Raw genomic sequence first — 16,922 nt, 5'->3', positions numbered from 1 at the left:
TGCATCCTCGATTTCGCCTTGCGGCTTGGATTACTTCCGGATGTTTACCTTAAAGTTTGCGCGACGATTTTGTGCGTAAGCTTCTTCGGATTCGCCAGCAACCTTCGGCTTTTCTTTGCCGTAGCTCACCGTTTCCATGCGGTCATCGCCCACACCGTAAGCGTTCAAAAATTCTTTAACTTTCATCGCACGCTTGCTGCCGAGAGTCATATTATAATCTTCGGTGCCGCGGGCATCGGTATGGCCTTCGACGACGATGACGAAGCGCGGTTCTTTCAAAAGAATATCGCCCACTTGCGTCAAAATTTCTTTTGCCTTTTCCGTGAGTTCCGATTTGTCAAAGTCGAAGTAAACATCTTCGGACATGAGTTCGTTAAAAAGTTTTTCCACGCGAGCGCGTTCTTTTTCTAAGCGTTCTGCTTCTAAGCGCGCTTTTTCGATGGAGTCGGCTTTTGCTTTGGCGAGGGCTGCGGTATCGACCGGTGCTTCGGCCTTTGCTGCGGGTTCTTCTTTTACCACCGGATTAACGGGCGGCTTATTTTTTGCGCAAGCAAACAGGGTGAATGCTGCGGCGCAAGAAACCGTGAGCAAAAAAAGTTTTTTCATTGATCTACCATCCTTCGTTTTGTTGAGAAATTTGTTTCTGTTTTTCGGGAGCGTACCACGACCAAATCGGAGCGGTATTATCGCCGCCATTGGTAATGCGTGTTACATTTGTCCCGTCTTTTCGCATGATATAAATCTGATGAGAACCCGAACGATCGCTTGAGAATGCGATTAACATGCCGTCGGGCGACCAAGTCGGGTGTTCATTATTGCCCGCGTTGCTCGTGAGCTGAATAATATCCGAGCCGTCAATTGCGCAGGTGTAAATATTCATTTTTCCGCCGTCCATCGACGTGTAAACGATGCGGTCTCCCGCCGGACTCCACGAAGCGCGTTCATTATAATTTCCCATAAAAGTCACACGGCGCACATCGCTTCCATCTTTTCCCATCGCAAAGATTTGCGGATTTCCGCCGCGGTCGCTCGTGTATAAAATTTCCGTTCCGAACGGACTCCAAGCGGGGCTGACTTGCGAGAATCTGCCGTAAAGAAGTTTCCGACTTTTTCCGGTTGCGGGATCGCCGAGATAAAGGCTCGTCAAATTGCCGCCGATCGAAGAGAAAAGCAATTCTCCCGTTTTCGGATTGACCGCTGGGCTAAATGTCTGCGATTTATCCGCAAAAAGACGACGTTCTGCATTCGAATAAATTTGACGTTCAAAGAGTTGCGCTTTGCCGTTGCGGAAGCTCACATAAATAATCGCATTATTGTCTTTTGTCCACGCAGGCATCATACTAATCGTCGAATCGTGAGTGAGTTGGCGACGGTTATAGCCATCGTAATCGGCGACGACGATTTGCTTCACCCCGTCAATTTTCGAAACCCAAGCGAGTTCCGTCGAAGCCACGCCGTATTCGCCCCAAAGTTGCTTGACCACTTTATCTGTAAAATCGTGAATCGCATCGCGGACTTGTTTCTGCGGCACCGTGTAAGCTTCGCCCAAAATCAAATCCTTCGTCTGCGTCGCATACAAGTAGCAAGAAAGCCGCACTTTGGAACCATCGACTTTTTCAATTTTTCCGGTCGCATAAAATTTCGCGCCCGCTTTGACAAAAGTCACCATTTTAAATTTTTCACTTTCGACCACCGCAAATCGCCCCGAAAGATTCAAATCATTTTTGAGAATTTCTGCGGGCTTCGCAGGGAGCGCTTCAAATACGCCATTTTCTTCAAACAGAACAAGTCCAATCGGCATCGTATTTTCTACCGAAATTCCCACATCGACAGAAATCGTATCGATTACCGCAAACGAACTCACCGCGGCCAAAAGAATAAGAAAAACGAAATTTCGCAACTGCTTCATCGAATAATAAAATAGAAAAAATAGAGTGAATTAAGTAGGAATTAGGAATGTTAAGGCGCGCGAAGGGAAACTCATTCCTAATTTTTTATATTGCTTTTAACTTTCCGAGGTAACCATGTATCCGATTTTACAAAAAGTCGATTCCCCCGCCGACATTAAAAAATTAGCCATCGATGAACTCAATTTATTAGCGGTTGACATTCGCGAAGCTTTGTTTAATCGCCTAACAAAAATCGGCGGGCATTGCGGACCAAACTTTGGATCTGTCGAAGCCGAAATTGCCTTGCATTTTGTTTTTAATTCGCCCCAAGATAAATTCGTCTTTGACGTTTCGCATCAAAGTTATGCGCACAAAATGATTACCGGACGGAAATTAGGATACATCGACGATTCCAAATTTCAAGAAGATTCGGGCTACACAAATCCCGAAGAATCCGAGCACGATTTATTTAATGTCGGACACACATCCACATCGATTTCACTCGCCACAGGACTTGCCAAAGCGCGCGACTTAGCGCATAAAAAAGAAAATGTAATCGCCTTTATCGGCGACGGCTCTCTTTCGGGCGGCGAAGCGTTAGAAGCGCTCAATTATGCGGGTTCCGAACTCAATTCGAATTTTATCATCATTGTCAACGATAACGAAATGTGCATCGCCGAAAATCACGGCGGAATTTATAAAAACTTAAAAGAACTTCGCGATTCCCGCGGAAAATGCGAAAAGAATTTCTTTAAGGCTTTAGGATTTGATTATTACTACGAAGAAAACGGAAACGATATCGCCTCTTTAATCAAAATTTTTAGCCGAGTCAAAGATGTAAATCATCCCGTCGTCGTGCACATTCACACATTAAAAGGCAAAGGCTACAAGCCCGCCGAAACCGATAAAGAAGCGTGGCATTGGTGCGCACCCTTTGATAGAGAAACGGGAAAATCCACCGTCGATTGGGGAAACGGCGAAAGTTACGAATCGTTGACGACAAATTATTTACTCGAAAAAGCAAAACAAGACCCGAAACTTTTAGTGATTACGCCTGCGATGCCCGCGTCCGTTGGACTTTACCCCGAAGCGAGAAAATCTTTAGGGAGTCAATATACCGATGTCGGAATCGCCGAAGAACAAGCTATAGCGATGGCATCGGGCGCTGCAAAATATGGCGCAAAACCGGTCGTCGTGACAAATGCGACTTTTTTACAACGCTCCTACGATCAAATGGCGCAAGATACCGCGATTAACAATAACGCAATCGCAGTGATTTTAAATTATTCGGGCTTTCAAATTTTAAGAGATGTCACGCATTTGGGAATTTTCATCAATTCGATTTATTCCAATATTCCCAATGTGCGCGTGCTCGCGCCGACAAATAAAGCGGAATATTTAGCGATGATTTCGTATGCAATCGATCAAAACGATCATCCGACAATTGTTTTGATGCCAGGAAACGGCGTCATTGACGACGGAAGAATGGCGGATAAAAATTATTCCGAAGTGAAATTCAAAACAGAAATTGCAGGCGAAAAAGTCGCGTTAATCGCTTTGGGCGATTTTTATCAACTCGGCGAAAATTTTGTCCAAGAAATTCAGAAAAAATTGGGATTTACGCCAACGTTAATCAACCCAAGATTTGCTTCGGATATCGACACCGAAACTTTGGATAAATTAAAAGAAAATCACAAGCTCGTGATTACTTTAGAAGATGGAATCGTCGAAGGTGGCTTTGGCGTTAAAGTCGCCAACTATCTTTCGGATTCGGATTTGAAAGTCAAAGTTTTAGGATTTGAAAAGAAATTTTTTGATAGGTATAATCCCGATGAATTTTTGAAAGATCAAGGAATTACCGCAGAAAATATTTTAGAACTTTGTTCGAAAATTTAATGCGAAATCATCTTCGGGAATTCAATTCTCCCCGCGCTCCGCGCGGGGATTTTATATATTCCAAAGCGAAAAAATATGCCTGAATTAGAAAAAGCCATTTTAGTTGGAATCGTGACGCCGCGGATGCGAAAATCTACGGTCGAAGAACATCTCGCAGAACTCAAACGCCTCGCCGAAACTGCGGGCGCCCTTGTCACTCGTTCTTTTTTGCAACGCGTCCAAGCTTTTAATCCCGCGACTCTTATCGGCGAAGGCAAAGTCCACGAAATCAAAGCGGCTCTTGCCGAAGATAGCGCAGGGCTTGTGATTTTTGACGACGATCTTTCGGGTTCGCAAGTGCGCAATTTGGAAGAACGCCTTCCCGGAATTAAAGTGCTCGATCGCACAGGCATTATTTTGGCGATTTTTGCCAAGCACGCTGTCACCGCCGAAAGCCGTTTAATGGTCGAAGTAGCGCAACTGCAATATCTTGTTCCGCGACTTTCGCACGCGTGGACGCACCTTTCGAGACAAGCAGGCGGAAAAGGCATCGGCATGAACGGACCCGGTGAAACGCAGCTCGAAACCGACCGTCGCATTATCCGTCGAAAAATTCAAGAGCTCAAAGCGAAATTGGAAAAAATTGAAGGCGCCCGCGAACGCCAAGCAGAACGCCGCCAAGGAATTTTTCAAGTGGGAATCGTCGGCTACACTAATGCAGGCAAAAGCACTCTCACCAATCGTCTCACAAACAGCAATGTTTATGTGAAAGATCAATTATTCGCGACTCTCGACAGCACCATTCGCAAGCTTTACATCGGCGACGGAAAATTCATTTTGCTTTCGGATACCGTCGGATTTATCCGCAAACTTCCGCCGCATCTTTTGGATACATTCAAAAGCACACTCGGCGCTGCGAGTAACGCCGATTGCATTTTAAATGTCGTCGATGCGACCGCTCCCGATTACCTCGAACATTTAGAAATTACGCACAAAATTCTTGAAGATTTAATCGCTCCCGAAATTCCGCGAATTCTCGTCTTCAACAAAGCCGAAACCGCGACTCCCGAACGCTTAGAAGAATTGCGCACCCATTACCCCGAAGCACTTCTCGTCAGCGCCAAAGAAAACATCGGCATGGAAAGATTAAAGCAAACGCTGATTCAGTTAGAAATGAAAAACCATTCTGCAAAGCAAAATGGTTAAAGCAATCAAAAATGAGAGATTTTTTCAATGCGACCGCGATTTTTATCGCATCGGATTGTAATTATTCATCATCACCATCGCGAGGGCGACACAAAGCATCACAGAAACCCCGACGATAACTTGCTCCCGATGATTGTATTCGCGCATGACGTATTCGGGTTCTTTATCTTCTTGCAATTCTTGCCGCGTCGGTTTCACTTGAATTTTTGTTGAATCGATGCCGTAAACTTCGGCGATTTCTGCATCGGTCATATTTAACGTATTGATATAGGTTGAATCATACGCATCTGCTGCCTGCGACGAAACCGCCGCAGCGAGCAGAAATAAAAGAAGCAGAAACACTCGATGAATCAAGAAATTATTCCTGAGCGAGCTTGTCCAAAATTTGGTTCACAATTTTCGGATTCGCTTTGCCGCCAGAACTCTTCATCACTTGACCGACGAAGAATCCCTTGAGCGCGACCTTGCCCGCTTTAAATTCCGCGAACTGGCTCGCGTTCTTTTCGACGACTTCGCGGACGGTCTTTTCGATTGCGCCCGTATCCGTGATTTGCACAAGACCTTTTTCCTTCACAATCGTGTCGGGGTCTTTTCCGGTTGCGAACATATCGGCAAAAACTTGTTTTGCAATTTTACCGTTAATCGTTCCGTCTTCGATTAAATTGACCAAACGAGAAAGTTGTTCCGGCAAAACTTTCACCGCATCAAAACCGCCTTCGAGTTCTTTCACTTCGCGGAGAAGTTCGGTGATGACCCAGTTCGCCAAAATTTTCGGATTTTTGCAAGTCTTTGCGGCAGAGTCAAACCAGTTGCTGATTTTGATTTCGTCCGTGAGAACTTGTGCATCGTAATCGGTCAGCTTGTAATCTTTGAGGAAGCGTTCATAGCGCGCATCCGGAAGTTCCGGAAGAGTCCGACGAATTTCTTCGACGACAGCGGGATCCGTTACCAAGCGCACCATATCCGGTTCGGGGAAATATTTGTAGTCCGGCGCATCTTCTTTCGAGCGGATGACCGAAGTCTTGTCGGCGTTCGGGTCGTAACGCTTGGTGCATTGCTGCACTTCTTTGCCCGCGTCAAGAGTCACCGTTTGCAAAAGCATTTCGGCGGTGAGCGCTTTTTCCAAGTTCGTGAAACTGTTCAAGTTTTTAATTTCGGCGCGCGTTCCAAACGGAGCGTCTTCGCTCGGGCGAATCGAAATGTTACCGTCGCAGCGGATATTTCCATTTTCCATATTCGCATGAGAAACGCCGGTGTATTCCAAAATCTGTTTGATTTTTTTGAAAGTGAGAACGGCTTCTTCGGGGCTACGAATATCCGGTTCGGTCACGATTTCGCAAAGCGGAGTTCCGCAGCGGTTCGCATCGAAATGGCTTCCGGTCGGACTCATATCGTGGATGAGTTTTCCCGCATCTTCTTCCATGTGAATGCGGGTAATTCCAATGCGGCGCACAACGCCGTCGGCGCGTTTAATTTCGAGCCAGCCTTTGCTGCAAATCGGATGGTCGTAAATCGGAAGTCCACCGGTCTGCGTAATCTGGTAACCCTTCGGCAAATCCGGGTAGAAGTAATTCTTGCGGGTCCACATCGCATTCAAATCGATATTGCAATGCAAAGCGAGTCCAAGACGAATCGCATATTCCACCGCCTGTTTGTTCGGGACAGGCATCGCTCCCGGGAAGCCTAAGCAAACCGGGCAAACATGCTTATTCGGGCTCGTGTTGACTTCCACTTCGCAACCGCAAAACATTTTCGTTTTCGTTGCCAGTTGGCAGTGAATTTCAAGACCAATCACAGGATAATACTTGGACATAGAAAACTCCAAAAACTTAATTCGGAAAAAAATTTAGCTAATTGCAGAAATTTTGTAAAAATTCCCGCGGAAATTGCCCCAAAAAAAATAACGGTTTTAAATGGCGCCAAGCGCTTTAATCGTTCTGAATTTCGCTTAATAAAAGAACATTCAGCCCGTCGATTTCTTTTGCTTTTTCGTTTTCGCTGAGCACAAGGTCTGCGCCTGCGACATAAGCCGTTGCAAATTGCACCGATTCTTCCAAAGTGAATTTGTATTTCACGCGATATTCCGCGGCGAGAATCGCGATTTCCGCATCGAGTTCACGCAGACGAAACTGCGCACTGTTCGTAAAAAATTCTTTGAGTTCGCGAGCGAGAACGGCTAAATTTTTTTCGTAAGCGCGCCCCGCTAAATCGACGAGAGTCACCGGAGACGCGACCATTTGAATTTTGCGTTCATAAACTACATCTAAAATCTGTAACATAATCGGATAATAATCCGATCGAAATTCCAATAATCGGCGAATCGGCATTTCGTCGAGGAAGAGGATTCGAGAATTTTCGATGCGTTTCATAAATAAAATTTAACATTTCTTATTTTTATTTGTTATAATTAAAGCTGTAATACATCTGGATAAGGAGATATCATGAACAAAGTTCTCATTGCTTCTTTCGCAATGGCAACCGCACTGTTTGCACAAACAGCTCAGCCGGCTGCAGATTCCGCAAAGACTGCCCAACCGGCAGAAGCCGCAGTCGCCGCTGACACCGCAAAGGTTGCCGAAGCCGCTCCGGCCGAAGCCACAGCAGACACAGCAAAAGCTGTCCCTGCTGAAGCCGCACCCGTTGCCGCTGCCCCGGCGGATTCTGCAAAGGCTGAACCCGCTGCAGCTCCAGTCGCAACTGCAGATAGCGTTCAAGCTGCCCCTGCCGAAGCCGCACCTGTCGCCGCTGCCCCGGCTGATTCTGCAAAGGCTGAACCGGCCGCAGCTCCAGTCGCAACTGCAGATAGCGTTCAAGCTGCCCCGCAAGAAACCGTCGCAGCAGTGGATACCGCAAAAGCAGAACCCGTCCAAGAAAAAGCTCCCGAAGCCAAGAAGGTTGAACCGGCTGTCGATATGTCGATGGCTGCCGCAGGCTCGGAACCGGTAAAGAAGAAAAAGAAAAAAGAACCGCTTTTCAAAGCAGGCCAATACGAATTTGACATTAACGCAAGCTTCGAAATTCAAGCGGGCAAAGTTCTTTGGACAAGCGAAGATGACGAAAACAGCGATAACCTCGAAGAATGGTGGGGACGCGCAAACCTCGGTCTTGAAACGCATTCCAATGACTTTAACGGCAAGATTTTAATTTGGATGTATCCGGGTGATTTGCAAGATAATCAATATCATACGCATCACACCGCAAACGGCGACACCGCTGATACTTACGAATACCGCGATCTCTTTGAAATTCACGAAGCTTGGGCAGAACAACATACGCGTTATGCCGCAATCAAGCTCGGTCGTTGGGAATTCACTCAAAAGAACGGTGACTACTTCGGTAACTACGTCGATGGTTACTACAACGGCTTTAAGAGCGGTGCAAATAGCGAAAACGCTCTCCAATTTACGCTCACGCCGACCGAAACGATGACGATGGATGTTGCATTCATCAGCACCACGCCGAATTTGAACACAGGCGATCTCCGCTTAATGTTCCACTTCCACGATCTTTCGGGAATTGAATTCTTGAACTTGGATTTGGGCTACCGCACAAACGTCTTCGACCTCGTTCACGATGACGATACCGATGTGAAGCACACGATTTCTCTCCAAGGCAAGACTCCGATTGTTAGCGATCTCGCTTACTTCTTCCTCGAAGGCGCTCTTATGGGCATCGACGCCGAAGAAACTTATATCGATCGCTTCGGCAAGGAACGCACCCGCACGAAAGATCTCGTCGCTCCGATTACCGGCGGTATCCTTTTCACCCCGCGTGATTACCGCATCATTCTCGAAGCCGAATACATTCACGATCGTCAAAATACCGATTACGCAGACACCGATAAGAAGCATGTGAAAGACGTCCTCGGCGCCTTCTACATCGAAAAGCCGCTCACCAAGCGCTTCACCCTTTCTTTCGGCGCTCACAGCTACGGCACTTCTCGCGATTACGGTTTCACCGGCAACTTAGTTGGAAAAATCAACTAACCCAAAAATTTGAAAGAAAGCCCCGCATCGCGGGGCTTTTTTAATGATGTTTGAAAAGAAAAATTGAGATGATGAAATTTCTCATAAGATAGTAGATCCAATTTTTTGCAATAACATTTGACTTCGTTACCGAAAAACCTCTACAATAATCATAACAAGATGCTATAGAAAAAATCTTTATATTCGCGATTATAATTTGGATTCCGCAAAAATTCAAAAGCTCATTTTTGAAAATCGTGATTCAATTCGCATTCAAAAAATTCATTCCAAATATTCGAGCCATTGGATTTATCTACAATATGCGACCAAAGCACCATTAGAATGTCTAATCGGAGTTCTTTTGATGTAATTTCTATTTTTTCCTTATCGTTATGGATTCTCTCGTTTTACTTTATCTGCTTTTGCCTGTAGCATTTAGCCTTCACGATTTCGAAGAAATTTTATTTCAGCATTCGTGGGTTTTGAAAAATCAGAATCGCATTGTGAAAAAATTTCCTTTCGCAAAAAATATCTTGGAACATTTAGCAAAACTCGATACAAAAAAATTTGCAGTTATTGCCTTTGAAGAATTTTGCATAATTCTATTCGGAACCATTTTAATGCTTGCTAAAATTTCTTTTTGGCAATACATTGAAACTGCTTTGCTTTTCGCCTTTGGGATTCATTTAATCATTCATTTATTGCAAGCAATTCTTGTCAAAGGTTATGTGCCTGGACTTGTATCAAGTCTTTTGCTTTTGCCATACGGCTATTTTTCAACGCAACTCATCGTGAAAGAATTTCAATTGAAAACGTTTTTCATCGCCACAATTGGAACGGCTTTGATGATTTTGAATTTGAAAATAATGCATCGAGCAACAATGAAAAATTAAGATAGTGCGCACCGTTCTGCGCAAAATGCGATTTTACATTTTTATGGATATGACTCGGTAATAAAAATAAGCTGGCTTGTTTTTGCAACGCTCGTCTTGCACATAATTGTTAATTATAAATTAGCGGCGATGCAGAAATGAAATCAAATAAATTTGTTTTCGCTTTATTTGTCTTGCCCATCATTCCTAATTTTCTAAATTTTTTTACACACGTCTATGAGGTAATTCTATGCTTTTCAACCTGGACATGATCAAGGATCGTTACTCTAAAATTCCTGCTCGCGTGGACGCAGCCCGAAAGCTTCTCGGTCGCCCGCTCACTCTTGCAGAAAAAATTCTCTACTCGCATTTAATCGATGGAGCCGAGAAGCAAGTTTACGAGCGCGGAAATTCGTTTGCCGAATTTCATCCCGATCGCGTTGCCATGCAAGATGCAACCGCACAAATGGCTCTGCTCCAGTTTACAACAGCAGGAAAATCCAAAGTAGCACTTCCCTCTTCGGTGCACTGCGATCATTTGATTACAGCGCGCAACGGCAAAGAAGAAGATTTGCCGAAAGCTCTTGAAGAAAATAAAGAAGTTTACGGTTTCCTCTCTTCGGTCGCAGCCAAATATGGCATTGACTTTTGGAAACCGGGCGCAGGAATTATTCACCAAGTCGTGCTCGAAAATTACGCATTCCCCGGCGGCATGATGATTGGAACGGACTCGCACACGGTCAACGCGGGCGGTCTCGGCATGCTCGCTATCGGCGTGGGCGGCGCAGACGCTGTCGATGCGATGGTCGGACTTCCTTGGGAACTCAAATACCCGAAGCTTATCGGCATTCATTTGAAGGGAAAGCTCACCGGATTTGCAAGCCCGAAAGATGTCATCTTAAAAGTCGCGCGTTTGCTCACGGTCAAAGGTGGCACGAATGCGATTATCGAATACTTTGGCGAAGGCGCACGCGCTCTTTCGGCAACGGGTAAAGCGAGCATCGCAAATATGGGCGCAGAAGTCGGTGCAACTTGCAGCACATTCAGCTACGACGACTCGATGGAACGTTATCTGCGCGCAACCGGCCGCGAAGCGGTCGCTGACGAAGCCAATAAAATTCGGAATTATCTCGCTGCCGATCCCGAAGTCGAAGCAAATCCCGAAAAATTCTTTGACAAAGTCATCGAACTCGACCTTTCAACTTTGAAGCCGTATTATAACGGTCCGTTCAGCCCTGACCGCGGATATCCTATTTCCGAAATGCAGGAATCGCTCAAGGAATTTGGTTCGACGGATAAAGTGAGCGCAGCGCTTATCGGCAGCTGCACCAACTCAAGCTACGAAGATCTTTCGCAAGTGGCTTCTTTGATTCAACAAGCCCTCGAAAAAGGTCTCCGTCCGAAAGCTCCGCTCATCATCAATCCGGGTTCGGAACAAGTCCGCTATACCGCAGAACGCGACGGCTTCATCGACCTCTTCAAAAAATTCGGTGCGACGATTATGACAAATGCTTGCGGTCCTTGCATTGGAATGTGGGCTCGTCTCGGCGCCGAAAAGAAAGAAAAGAATTCTATCGTGCACAGCTTTAACCGCAACTTTGCAAAGCGCGCAGACGGCAATCCGAATACGCACGCATTCGTTGCAAGCCCGCTCATGGCAGTGGTTGCAGCCCTTTCGGGTTCTCTTCTTTTCGATCCCGAAAAAGATTTCTTGACAAACGAAAATGGCGAACAAGTAAAACTCACGCCGCCTTTGAAAGATGAACTTCCGAAGAAAGGTTTTGTCGTTGAAGATGCTGGCTATGTTGCGCCTGCAGCCGACGGTAGCAAAATTCAAATTTCCATCGATCCGAATTCGAAACGTTTGCAGCTCCTTGCGCCATTCAAAGCGTGGGACGGCAAAAATATTTCGGGCGCTCCGCTTTTGATCAAAGCCAAAGGCAAATGCACCACGGACCATATTTCGATGGCGGGACCTTGGCTCAAATTCCGCGGGCACTTGGAAAATATTTCCAACAATATGCTCATCGGAGCGGTCAACGCCTTTAACGGCCAAACGAATCAAGTCAAAGGCAATGACGGTGGCTATTACGAAGTCCCGGCGCTCGCCCGCAAATACCGCGACGCAGGAATTGGCTCAATCGTCATCGGCGATGAAAACTACGGCGAAGGTTCAAGCCGTGAACACGCCGCAATGGAACCGAGATTCCTCGGCGTGAAAGCGGTCATCGTAAAAAGCTTCGCGCGTATTCATGAAACCAATTTGAAGAAGCAAGGAATGCTTGCGCTCACCTTTACAAATCCCGCGGATTACGATAAGGTTCGCGAAGGCGATTACTTCGACATTAACGGTCTCACGAATTTCGCACCGGGCTCTCATTTCACTTTGGTGATTCATCACGCAGATGGTTCCGAAGAATCAGCCGATTTGAGTCAAACCTATAATCATCAACAATGGGAATGGTTCAAAGCCGGAAGCGCTCTCAATAAAATTCGCGCCGGAGAATAACGCCGCAACCATAAAATTCAAAGCACTGCAAACGCGGTGCTTTTTTATTTTCCATTTTTCTAAAAAAATTTTCTCCGCATTCTGCATCCATTTTTTTGCAGATTTTCATTTTCGTTTTCAAAAATTTATCCGCTGATTATTCTATTTTTGGGGCGATTTTTGTTATCAACCTAGAGGTACATTATGTCCGACAATCTGTCTGTTCTCGGCAAAGCTCGCAAGGCTTACCAGCCGAAACTTCCAGTCGCTCTCCGCGAAGGTGCGCTCAATGTGAAGCTCAACAAGGGCAAGCCCACCGAATCCGTTCGCGACCAGAAGAAAATCAAAGCTCTTTTCCCGAACACTTACGGTGCTCCGTATGTATCGTTCAAGGCTGGAAAAGCAGCTGGCGCAGCAAAGCCTATCAATGTGGGCGTTGTTCTTTCCGGCGGTCAGGCTCCGGGTGGTCACAATGTGATCGCTGGTATCTTCGACGGTATCAAGAGCATTCACAAGAACAGCAAACTCCTCGGATTCCTCGGCGGTCCTTCGGGTCTTGAAAATGGTAAGTTCATCGTGATCGATGCAAAGAAAATGGACGCTTACCGCAACGCTGGCGGATTTGACATTATTCAATCCGGCAGAACCAAGCTCGAAACCGAAGAACAATGGCAGAAGTGCTTGAAGGTTGCCAACGACCAGAAACTCGACGCCATCGTGATTATCGGCGGTGACGACTCGAACACGAACGCAGCCGTTCTCGGCGAATACTTCCAATCGCAAAAGGCCAAGTGCGTTGTCTGCGGTTGCCCGAAGACAATCGATGGCGACTTGAAGAACGAATACATCGAAACTTCTTTCGGTTTTGATACCGCTGTCAAGACTTACTCCGAACTCATCGGCAACATTATGCGCGATGCCAACTCGGCTCAGAAGTATTGGCACTTCATCAAGCTCATGGGTCGTTCTGCTTCGCACATCGCCCTCGAAGCTTCTCTCCAAACTCATCCGAACATCACCCTCATTTCCGAAGAAGTGAAGGCGAAGAAGATGAAGCTCAAACAAGTCATCAAGTACGTTGCAGACATCGTCGCTGCTCGTGCTGCTGCCGGCAAGAACTTCGGCGTTTGCCTCATTCCGGAAGGACTTCTCGAATTCATCCCGGATGTGGGCGTTCTTATTTCGGAACTTTCCGAAGCTCTCGCTCATCACGAAGCCGAAGTGGAAGGTCTTGACACCGCTGCGAAAGTCGAAAAGCTCAGCCAGTGGGTTTCGAAGTCTTCTGCAGAAGTGCTCGTGAGCCTCCCGGCATTCGTCCAAGCTCAGTTGATGCTCGAACGCGACAGCCACGGAAACGTGCAGGTTTCTCTCATCGAAACCGAAAAGCTCATCATCGAAATGGTGAAGAAAGATCTCAAGAGCCGCAAGAATTTCAAGGGCAAGTTCAGCGCCCTCAACCACTTCTTCGGTTACGAAGGCCGTTGCGCTGCTCCGTCGAACTTCGACGCTGACTACTGCTACAGCCTCGGTTACACCGCAGCAGTTCTCGCAAACAACAAGATGAACGGCTACATGAGCTCTGTCCGCGACTTGACAAAGGGTGCAGACAAGTGGGTTGCTGGTGGCATTCCTATCACGATGATGATGAACATGGAACGTCGTCACGGCGAAGACAAGCCGGTGATTCAAAAGGCTCTCGTCGAACTCGACGCAGCTCCATTCAAGTATCTCGCGAAGAATCGCGAAGAATGGGCGAAGACCGAATCCTACTCTTATCCGGGTCCGATTCAGTACTGGGGTCCGAGCGAAGTGGCAGACCAGATGACTTATACAATCCGTCTGGAACGCGGCGCAAAGATCAAGTAATCGGATTTTTCGCTTGAAATTTTCCGGAAACGGCTCCCCCGTTTCCGGATTTTTTTTGCACCCATTTCCGGCAACAAAAAAGAGAAGCCTTTTCGACTTCTCTTTTTTATTTGACCATTTCGTTTTGCGTTAGCGGAGCGCTTCCGAAGAAAGCAACCATTGCGAGTTGTTCACGCGGAGAATCGTCCGACCAGCACTGCGAGTTGCTGCATTCCGCACTGCGGATTCCGAAGCTGGAAGGCGTCCTTGCCAAAGCAAATTGCCGTTCACATCAAAGAGTTTTGCGACGCCGCGATTTGCAGAAATCGCTTGTTGCCAAGTGAGTTTCGGCATCGCTTTTTGCGGAACAATTCCGTCGTAACCGCCGATGTTCAAAGTTGCATAACCCTTGACTGCAGTCGTATCGCCGTTCGTTTCCCAAGCCTTTAACTGAATCAGATAATTTCCCGGATGGAATGCTATCGTATCGGATTCCGGCACAATCGTGAGAATGTGACCGCTAATTTCACCTTGTAAAAGCACGCTGCCGAGAGAGACGATTTCATAAGAAAGCAAATCACCTTCCGGATCGAAGAAAATCGAATCCAAATCAATTTCTGCGACAAAATTGATTGTATCCTTCACAAAAATCGTATTGCGTTTTGTGCGCGGTCTATCGTTCACCGGTTCCAATTCGAAATGAATTTTCATTTCGGCAATTCCCGATTTTTTATCCGTTGCCGAGACGGTTACATAAGCGTCACCGCAAGAATCTTGCACAGCGCGAATGACGAGATTTCCATTTTCATAGAACGACGGATTCAATTTTCCATCATCGCTCTTCACGCTATAAGTCAGCGGATTCTTGGAATCAAACCAAGTTTTCACCGTTGCCTTCGTAAAGATGAACGACTTCGTAAAGTCTTCTGTTGCGGTCGTATCAATTTGTGCGACGAGAGTTTTCGGCGCATTTTGGTTCAAGTAAACCGTTGCGACTTCCGAAGTATCGCCTTCCGCATTTGTGATGTAATAAGTAAATGCATCAGCGACCCAGCCCGCTTTCGGCGTGTAAATGAACGAACCATCTTCTTTCAATTTCACCGAGCCAAATTCCGCGTCGGTTTTGAGAATCGCCGAAAGAGTCGTCTTGCCATCGGGATTGTAATCGTTTTTAAGAACGCCGTTCTTTGCAGAAACGACCAATGTCGTATCGCTAAATCCTTCAATCGTATCGTTCACCGCAACCGGAGCTTCGGCAACCGGATTGATTTTCACCGGAATTAAAACTTTTGCCGAATCCGTTTTATCCTTGGCAAAGAACGTGACGACAGCGTTGCCGTTTGCATCTTTCACCGATTGCAATGTAATGTAGAAGGTTGAGCCACCGATAACCGTGACCGAAGCCTTGATCAAAGAATCGCCGTATGCGCCATAAGTTAGCGCATCGCCGTCTTCATCTTCAAAAAGAATTTGCGTACTCTTAATCGTAATGTCTTTCGAGCCAAAGTCTTCATCGAGTTCAATATTTTGAATCACCGAAGAATCCGAAACGGTAACCGTCGGAGGATCGTTGACGCAAGCGATTTGAATCGTGACTTTCGCCGGTGCGCTTTCCAACTTGCGCGAATCCGTTAATGTATAAGTCCACGAATCCGTGCCGCAATACTTCGCGTTCGGCGTGTAAGTAAAGCCGCCCGTCGTCGCATCAAGATCGAGAATACCGTGAGCGGTTGAATCCTTGAGCGCCATGTCAAAGGTGGCTCCATCGATGCTAAAGTCGTTTAACAAGACGCCGTTTTTGCCCGAGACTTCGAGCTTTTTACCTTCGGTCGTATTGTAAGAATCATTCACTGCGGTCGGCGGATTATCCCGATCGACAATTTTCACATATAATTGATATTCCACCGAAGACTTTTCATCGCTTGCGGTGAGAACAATAATCGCTTCGCCATCGGTATTGACCTTCGGCAAAAGTTTCATCACATCGTTCGATGTAAAAGTCTTGCCGATGATTGCAATCGGAGCGTCCGACGGCAAAATTTTCGCGGTGACATTCAATTCATCACCATCTTCGTCGGTGAAAATATCACCCAAAGTGAGCTTCAGCGTATCGCCTTCGTAAACGACTGCCGAATCCGGACTCGGATGCTTTGCATATTCTTCGGAAAGGGTCGGCGCATGCGTTTCGCACGAATCCGACAAAATGAATTCAAATAATTCTACTGTGTTTTCTTCGACTTTTGCTGCGTTAGCGTGAGATTCTTTGAATGCAAATTGCACGCCGGTTTGCACTTTGACATTCCAATCCGCGCTGCTCGACTTCCAACCTTTTTGAAGATCCGCAAAAGCGATGAATGTTTTCTTCGAATTCAATGCTGCGGGAATTTCTGCGCCCAAATAATTGTAATCGCTGATTGTCGATTGCTTAAAATCCACGCGGAAAGGAGCCGTCGCCTTATAAGTCATGCAGGCGCCTTTATATGCGGCAAGCGATGTCACCGCTTCGTTTTCTTGCCAGTTAAAGCCAAAGCCTGCGCTGTTGGATTTTGACCCCTTCGTCACCGTCAAAATCGCAGACTTTACTTTGCCATCGGTATCTTTCACGACGGAACTCAATGAACGATCACCGGGATTTGTATAATCATACCAAATATTCGGCGCCATTTTGGGACCATCGCCTTCGGCATTCCACACGATATCCGTTGCTGCCGAAGCCGCCGAAGCGAGCATCGCGAAAGCGAAACCAAAAATCATTTTTTTCATTTTCATAATCATCTCCATT

At 46.4% G+C, this 16,922-nt stretch carries 12 protein-coding genes; 6 read left to right on the top strand and 6 right to left on the bottom strand.

What is annotated here, in order from left to right; translation table 11 throughout:
• Nucleotides 1-30 precede the first annotated feature (30 nt).
• Nucleotides 31-606 (bottom strand): OmpA family protein, encoded by a 576-nt coding sequence (locus B0H50_RS00220; RefSeq protein WP_109587052.1) that lies wholly within the window; start codon nt 604-606, stop codon nt 31-33.
• A gap of 4 nt (nt 607-610) precedes the next feature.
• Nucleotides 611-1,909 carry a PD40 domain-containing protein gene (locus B0H50_RS00215; protein WP_109587051.1) on the bottom strand — a complete coding sequence of 433 codons (1,299 nt, stop codon included), beginning with the start codon at nt 1,907-1,909 and terminating at the stop codon, nt 611-613.
• 115 nt (nt 1,910-2,024) lie between these two features.
• On the opposite strand from B0H50_RS00215, the gene B0H50_RS00210 reads away from it, so the two are divergent.
• A complete protein-coding gene (locus tag B0H50_RS00210) occupies nt 2,025-3,785 on the top strand; it encodes a 1-deoxy-D-xylulose-5-phosphate synthase (RefSeq protein ID WP_106198385.1) in 1,761 nt (586 codons plus the stop codon).
• 75 nt (nt 3,786-3,860) lie between these two features.
• On the top strand, nt 3,861-4,970 hold the full coding sequence (gene hflX / locus B0H50_RS00205) for a GTPase HflX (protein ID WP_106198384.1): 1,110 nt from the start codon (nt 3,861-3,863) through the stop codon (nt 4,968-4,970).
• A 42-nt stretch (nt 4,971-5,012) separates the two neighbouring features.
• Here the strand turns inward: hflX and B0H50_RS00200 are convergent, their stop codons facing one another.
• From B0H50_RS00200 to B0H50_RS00190, 3 genes are all read right to left on the bottom strand, one after another.
• Nucleotides 5,013-5,312, bottom strand: a complete 300-nt coding sequence (locus B0H50_RS00200; protein ID WP_106198383.1) for a hypothetical protein — start codon at nt 5,310-5,312, stop codon at nt 5,013-5,015.
• 16 nt (nt 5,313-5,328) lie between these two features.
• Entirely contained in the window at nt 5,329-6,783 is a 1,455-nt protein-coding gene (gene gatB / locus B0H50_RS00195; protein WP_106198382.1) for an Asp-tRNA(Asn)/Glu-tRNA(Gln) amidotransferase subunit GatB, read from the bottom strand.
• A 115-nt stretch (nt 6,784-6,898) separates the two neighbouring features.
• On the bottom strand, nt 6,899-7,339 hold the full coding sequence (locus tag B0H50_RS00190) for a type II toxin-antitoxin system VapC family toxin (protein WP_173315703.1): 441 nt from the start codon (nt 7,337-7,339) through the stop codon (nt 6,899-6,901).
• Nucleotides 7,340-7,411: 72 nt separating this feature from the next.
• Between B0H50_RS00190 and B0H50_RS00185 the strand changes: the two genes are divergently transcribed.
• The 4 genes from B0H50_RS00185 to B0H50_RS00170 all read left to right on the top strand — a co-directional run bounded on the left by B0H50_RS00185 (nt 7,412) and on the right by B0H50_RS00170 (nt 14,161).
• Nucleotides 7,412-8,956, top strand: a complete 1,545-nt coding sequence (locus B0H50_RS00185) for a hypothetical protein (RefSeq protein WP_106198381.1) — start codon at nt 7,412-7,414, stop codon at nt 8,954-8,956.
• A gap of 371 nt (nt 8,957-9,327) precedes the next feature.
• Nucleotides 9,328-9,828, top strand: a complete 501-nt coding sequence (locus B0H50_RS00180; protein WP_109587050.1) for an HXXEE domain-containing protein — start codon at nt 9,328-9,330, stop codon at nt 9,826-9,828.
• 229 nt (nt 9,829-10,057) lie between these two features.
• A complete protein-coding gene (locus B0H50_RS00175) occupies nt 10,058-12,316 on the top strand; it encodes an aconitate hydratase (RefSeq protein ID WP_106198379.1) in 2,259 nt (752 codons plus the stop codon).
• A 183-nt stretch (nt 12,317-12,499) separates the two neighbouring features.
• Nucleotides 12,500-14,161: a diphosphate--fructose-6-phosphate 1-phosphotransferase gene (locus tag B0H50_RS00170; protein WP_109587049.1), complete on the top strand. Its 1,662-nt coding sequence runs from the start codon at nt 12,500-12,502 to the stop codon at nt 14,159-14,161.
• A 129-nt stretch (nt 14,162-14,290) separates the two neighbouring features.
• Here the strand turns inward: B0H50_RS00170 and B0H50_RS00165 are convergent, their stop codons facing one another.
• On the bottom strand, nt 14,291-16,909 hold the full coding sequence (locus tag B0H50_RS00165) for an Ig-like domain-containing protein (protein ID WP_158275862.1): 2,619 nt from the start codon (nt 16,907-16,909) through the stop codon (nt 14,291-14,293).
• Nucleotides 16,910-16,922 lie beyond the last annotated feature (13 nt).

This window comes from Hallerella porci (assembly GCF_003148885.1).
In the GTDB taxonomy this organism is placed as follows: Bacteria; Fibrobacterota; Fibrobacteria; order Fibrobacterales; family Fibrobacteraceae; genus Hallerella; species Hallerella porci.
This window is presented reverse-complemented; position numbering and strand designations above follow the sequence as displayed.

Excerpts from the sequence above, each read along its gene's own strand:
- B0H50_RS00220 (WP_109587052.1), bottom strand. The coding sequence starts at position 606 with ATGAAAAAACTTTTTTTGCTCACGGTTTCTTGCGCCGCAGCATTCACC.
- B0H50_RS00215 (WP_109587051.1), bottom strand. The coding sequence starts at position 1,909 with ATGAAGCAGTTGCGAAATTTCGTTTTTCTTATTCTTTTGGCCGCGGTG.
- B0H50_RS00210 (WP_106198385.1), top strand. The coding sequence starts at position 2,025 with ATGTATCCGATTTTACAAAAAGTCGATTCCCCCGCCGACATTAAAAAA.
- hflX (WP_106198384.1), top strand. The coding sequence starts at position 3,861 with ATGCCTGAATTAGAAAAAGCCATTTTAGTTGGAATCGTGACGCCGCGG.
- gatB (WP_106198382.1), bottom strand. The coding sequence starts at position 6,783 with ATGTCCAAGTATTATCCTGTGATTGGTCTTGAAATTCACTGCCAACTG.
- B0H50_RS00190 (WP_173315703.1), bottom strand. The coding sequence starts at position 7,339 with ATGAAACGCATCGAAAATTCTCGAATCCTCTTCCTCGACGAAATGCCG.
- B0H50_RS00185 (WP_106198381.1), top strand. The coding sequence starts at position 7,412 with ATGAACAAAGTTCTCATTGCTTCTTTCGCAATGGCAACCGCACTGTTT.
- B0H50_RS00180 (WP_109587050.1), top strand. The coding sequence starts at position 9,328 with ATGGATTCTCTCGTTTTACTTTATCTGCTTTTGCCTGTAGCATTTAGC.
- B0H50_RS00175 (WP_106198379.1), top strand. The coding sequence starts at position 10,058 with ATGCTTTTCAACCTGGACATGATCAAGGATCGTTACTCTAAAATTCCT.
- B0H50_RS00170 (WP_109587049.1), top strand. The coding sequence starts at position 12,500 with ATGTCCGACAATCTGTCTGTTCTCGGCAAAGCTCGCAAGGCTTACCAG.
- B0H50_RS00165 (WP_158275862.1), bottom strand. The coding sequence starts at position 16,909 with ATGAAAATGAAAAAAATGATTTTTGGTTTCGCTTTCGCGATGCTCGCT.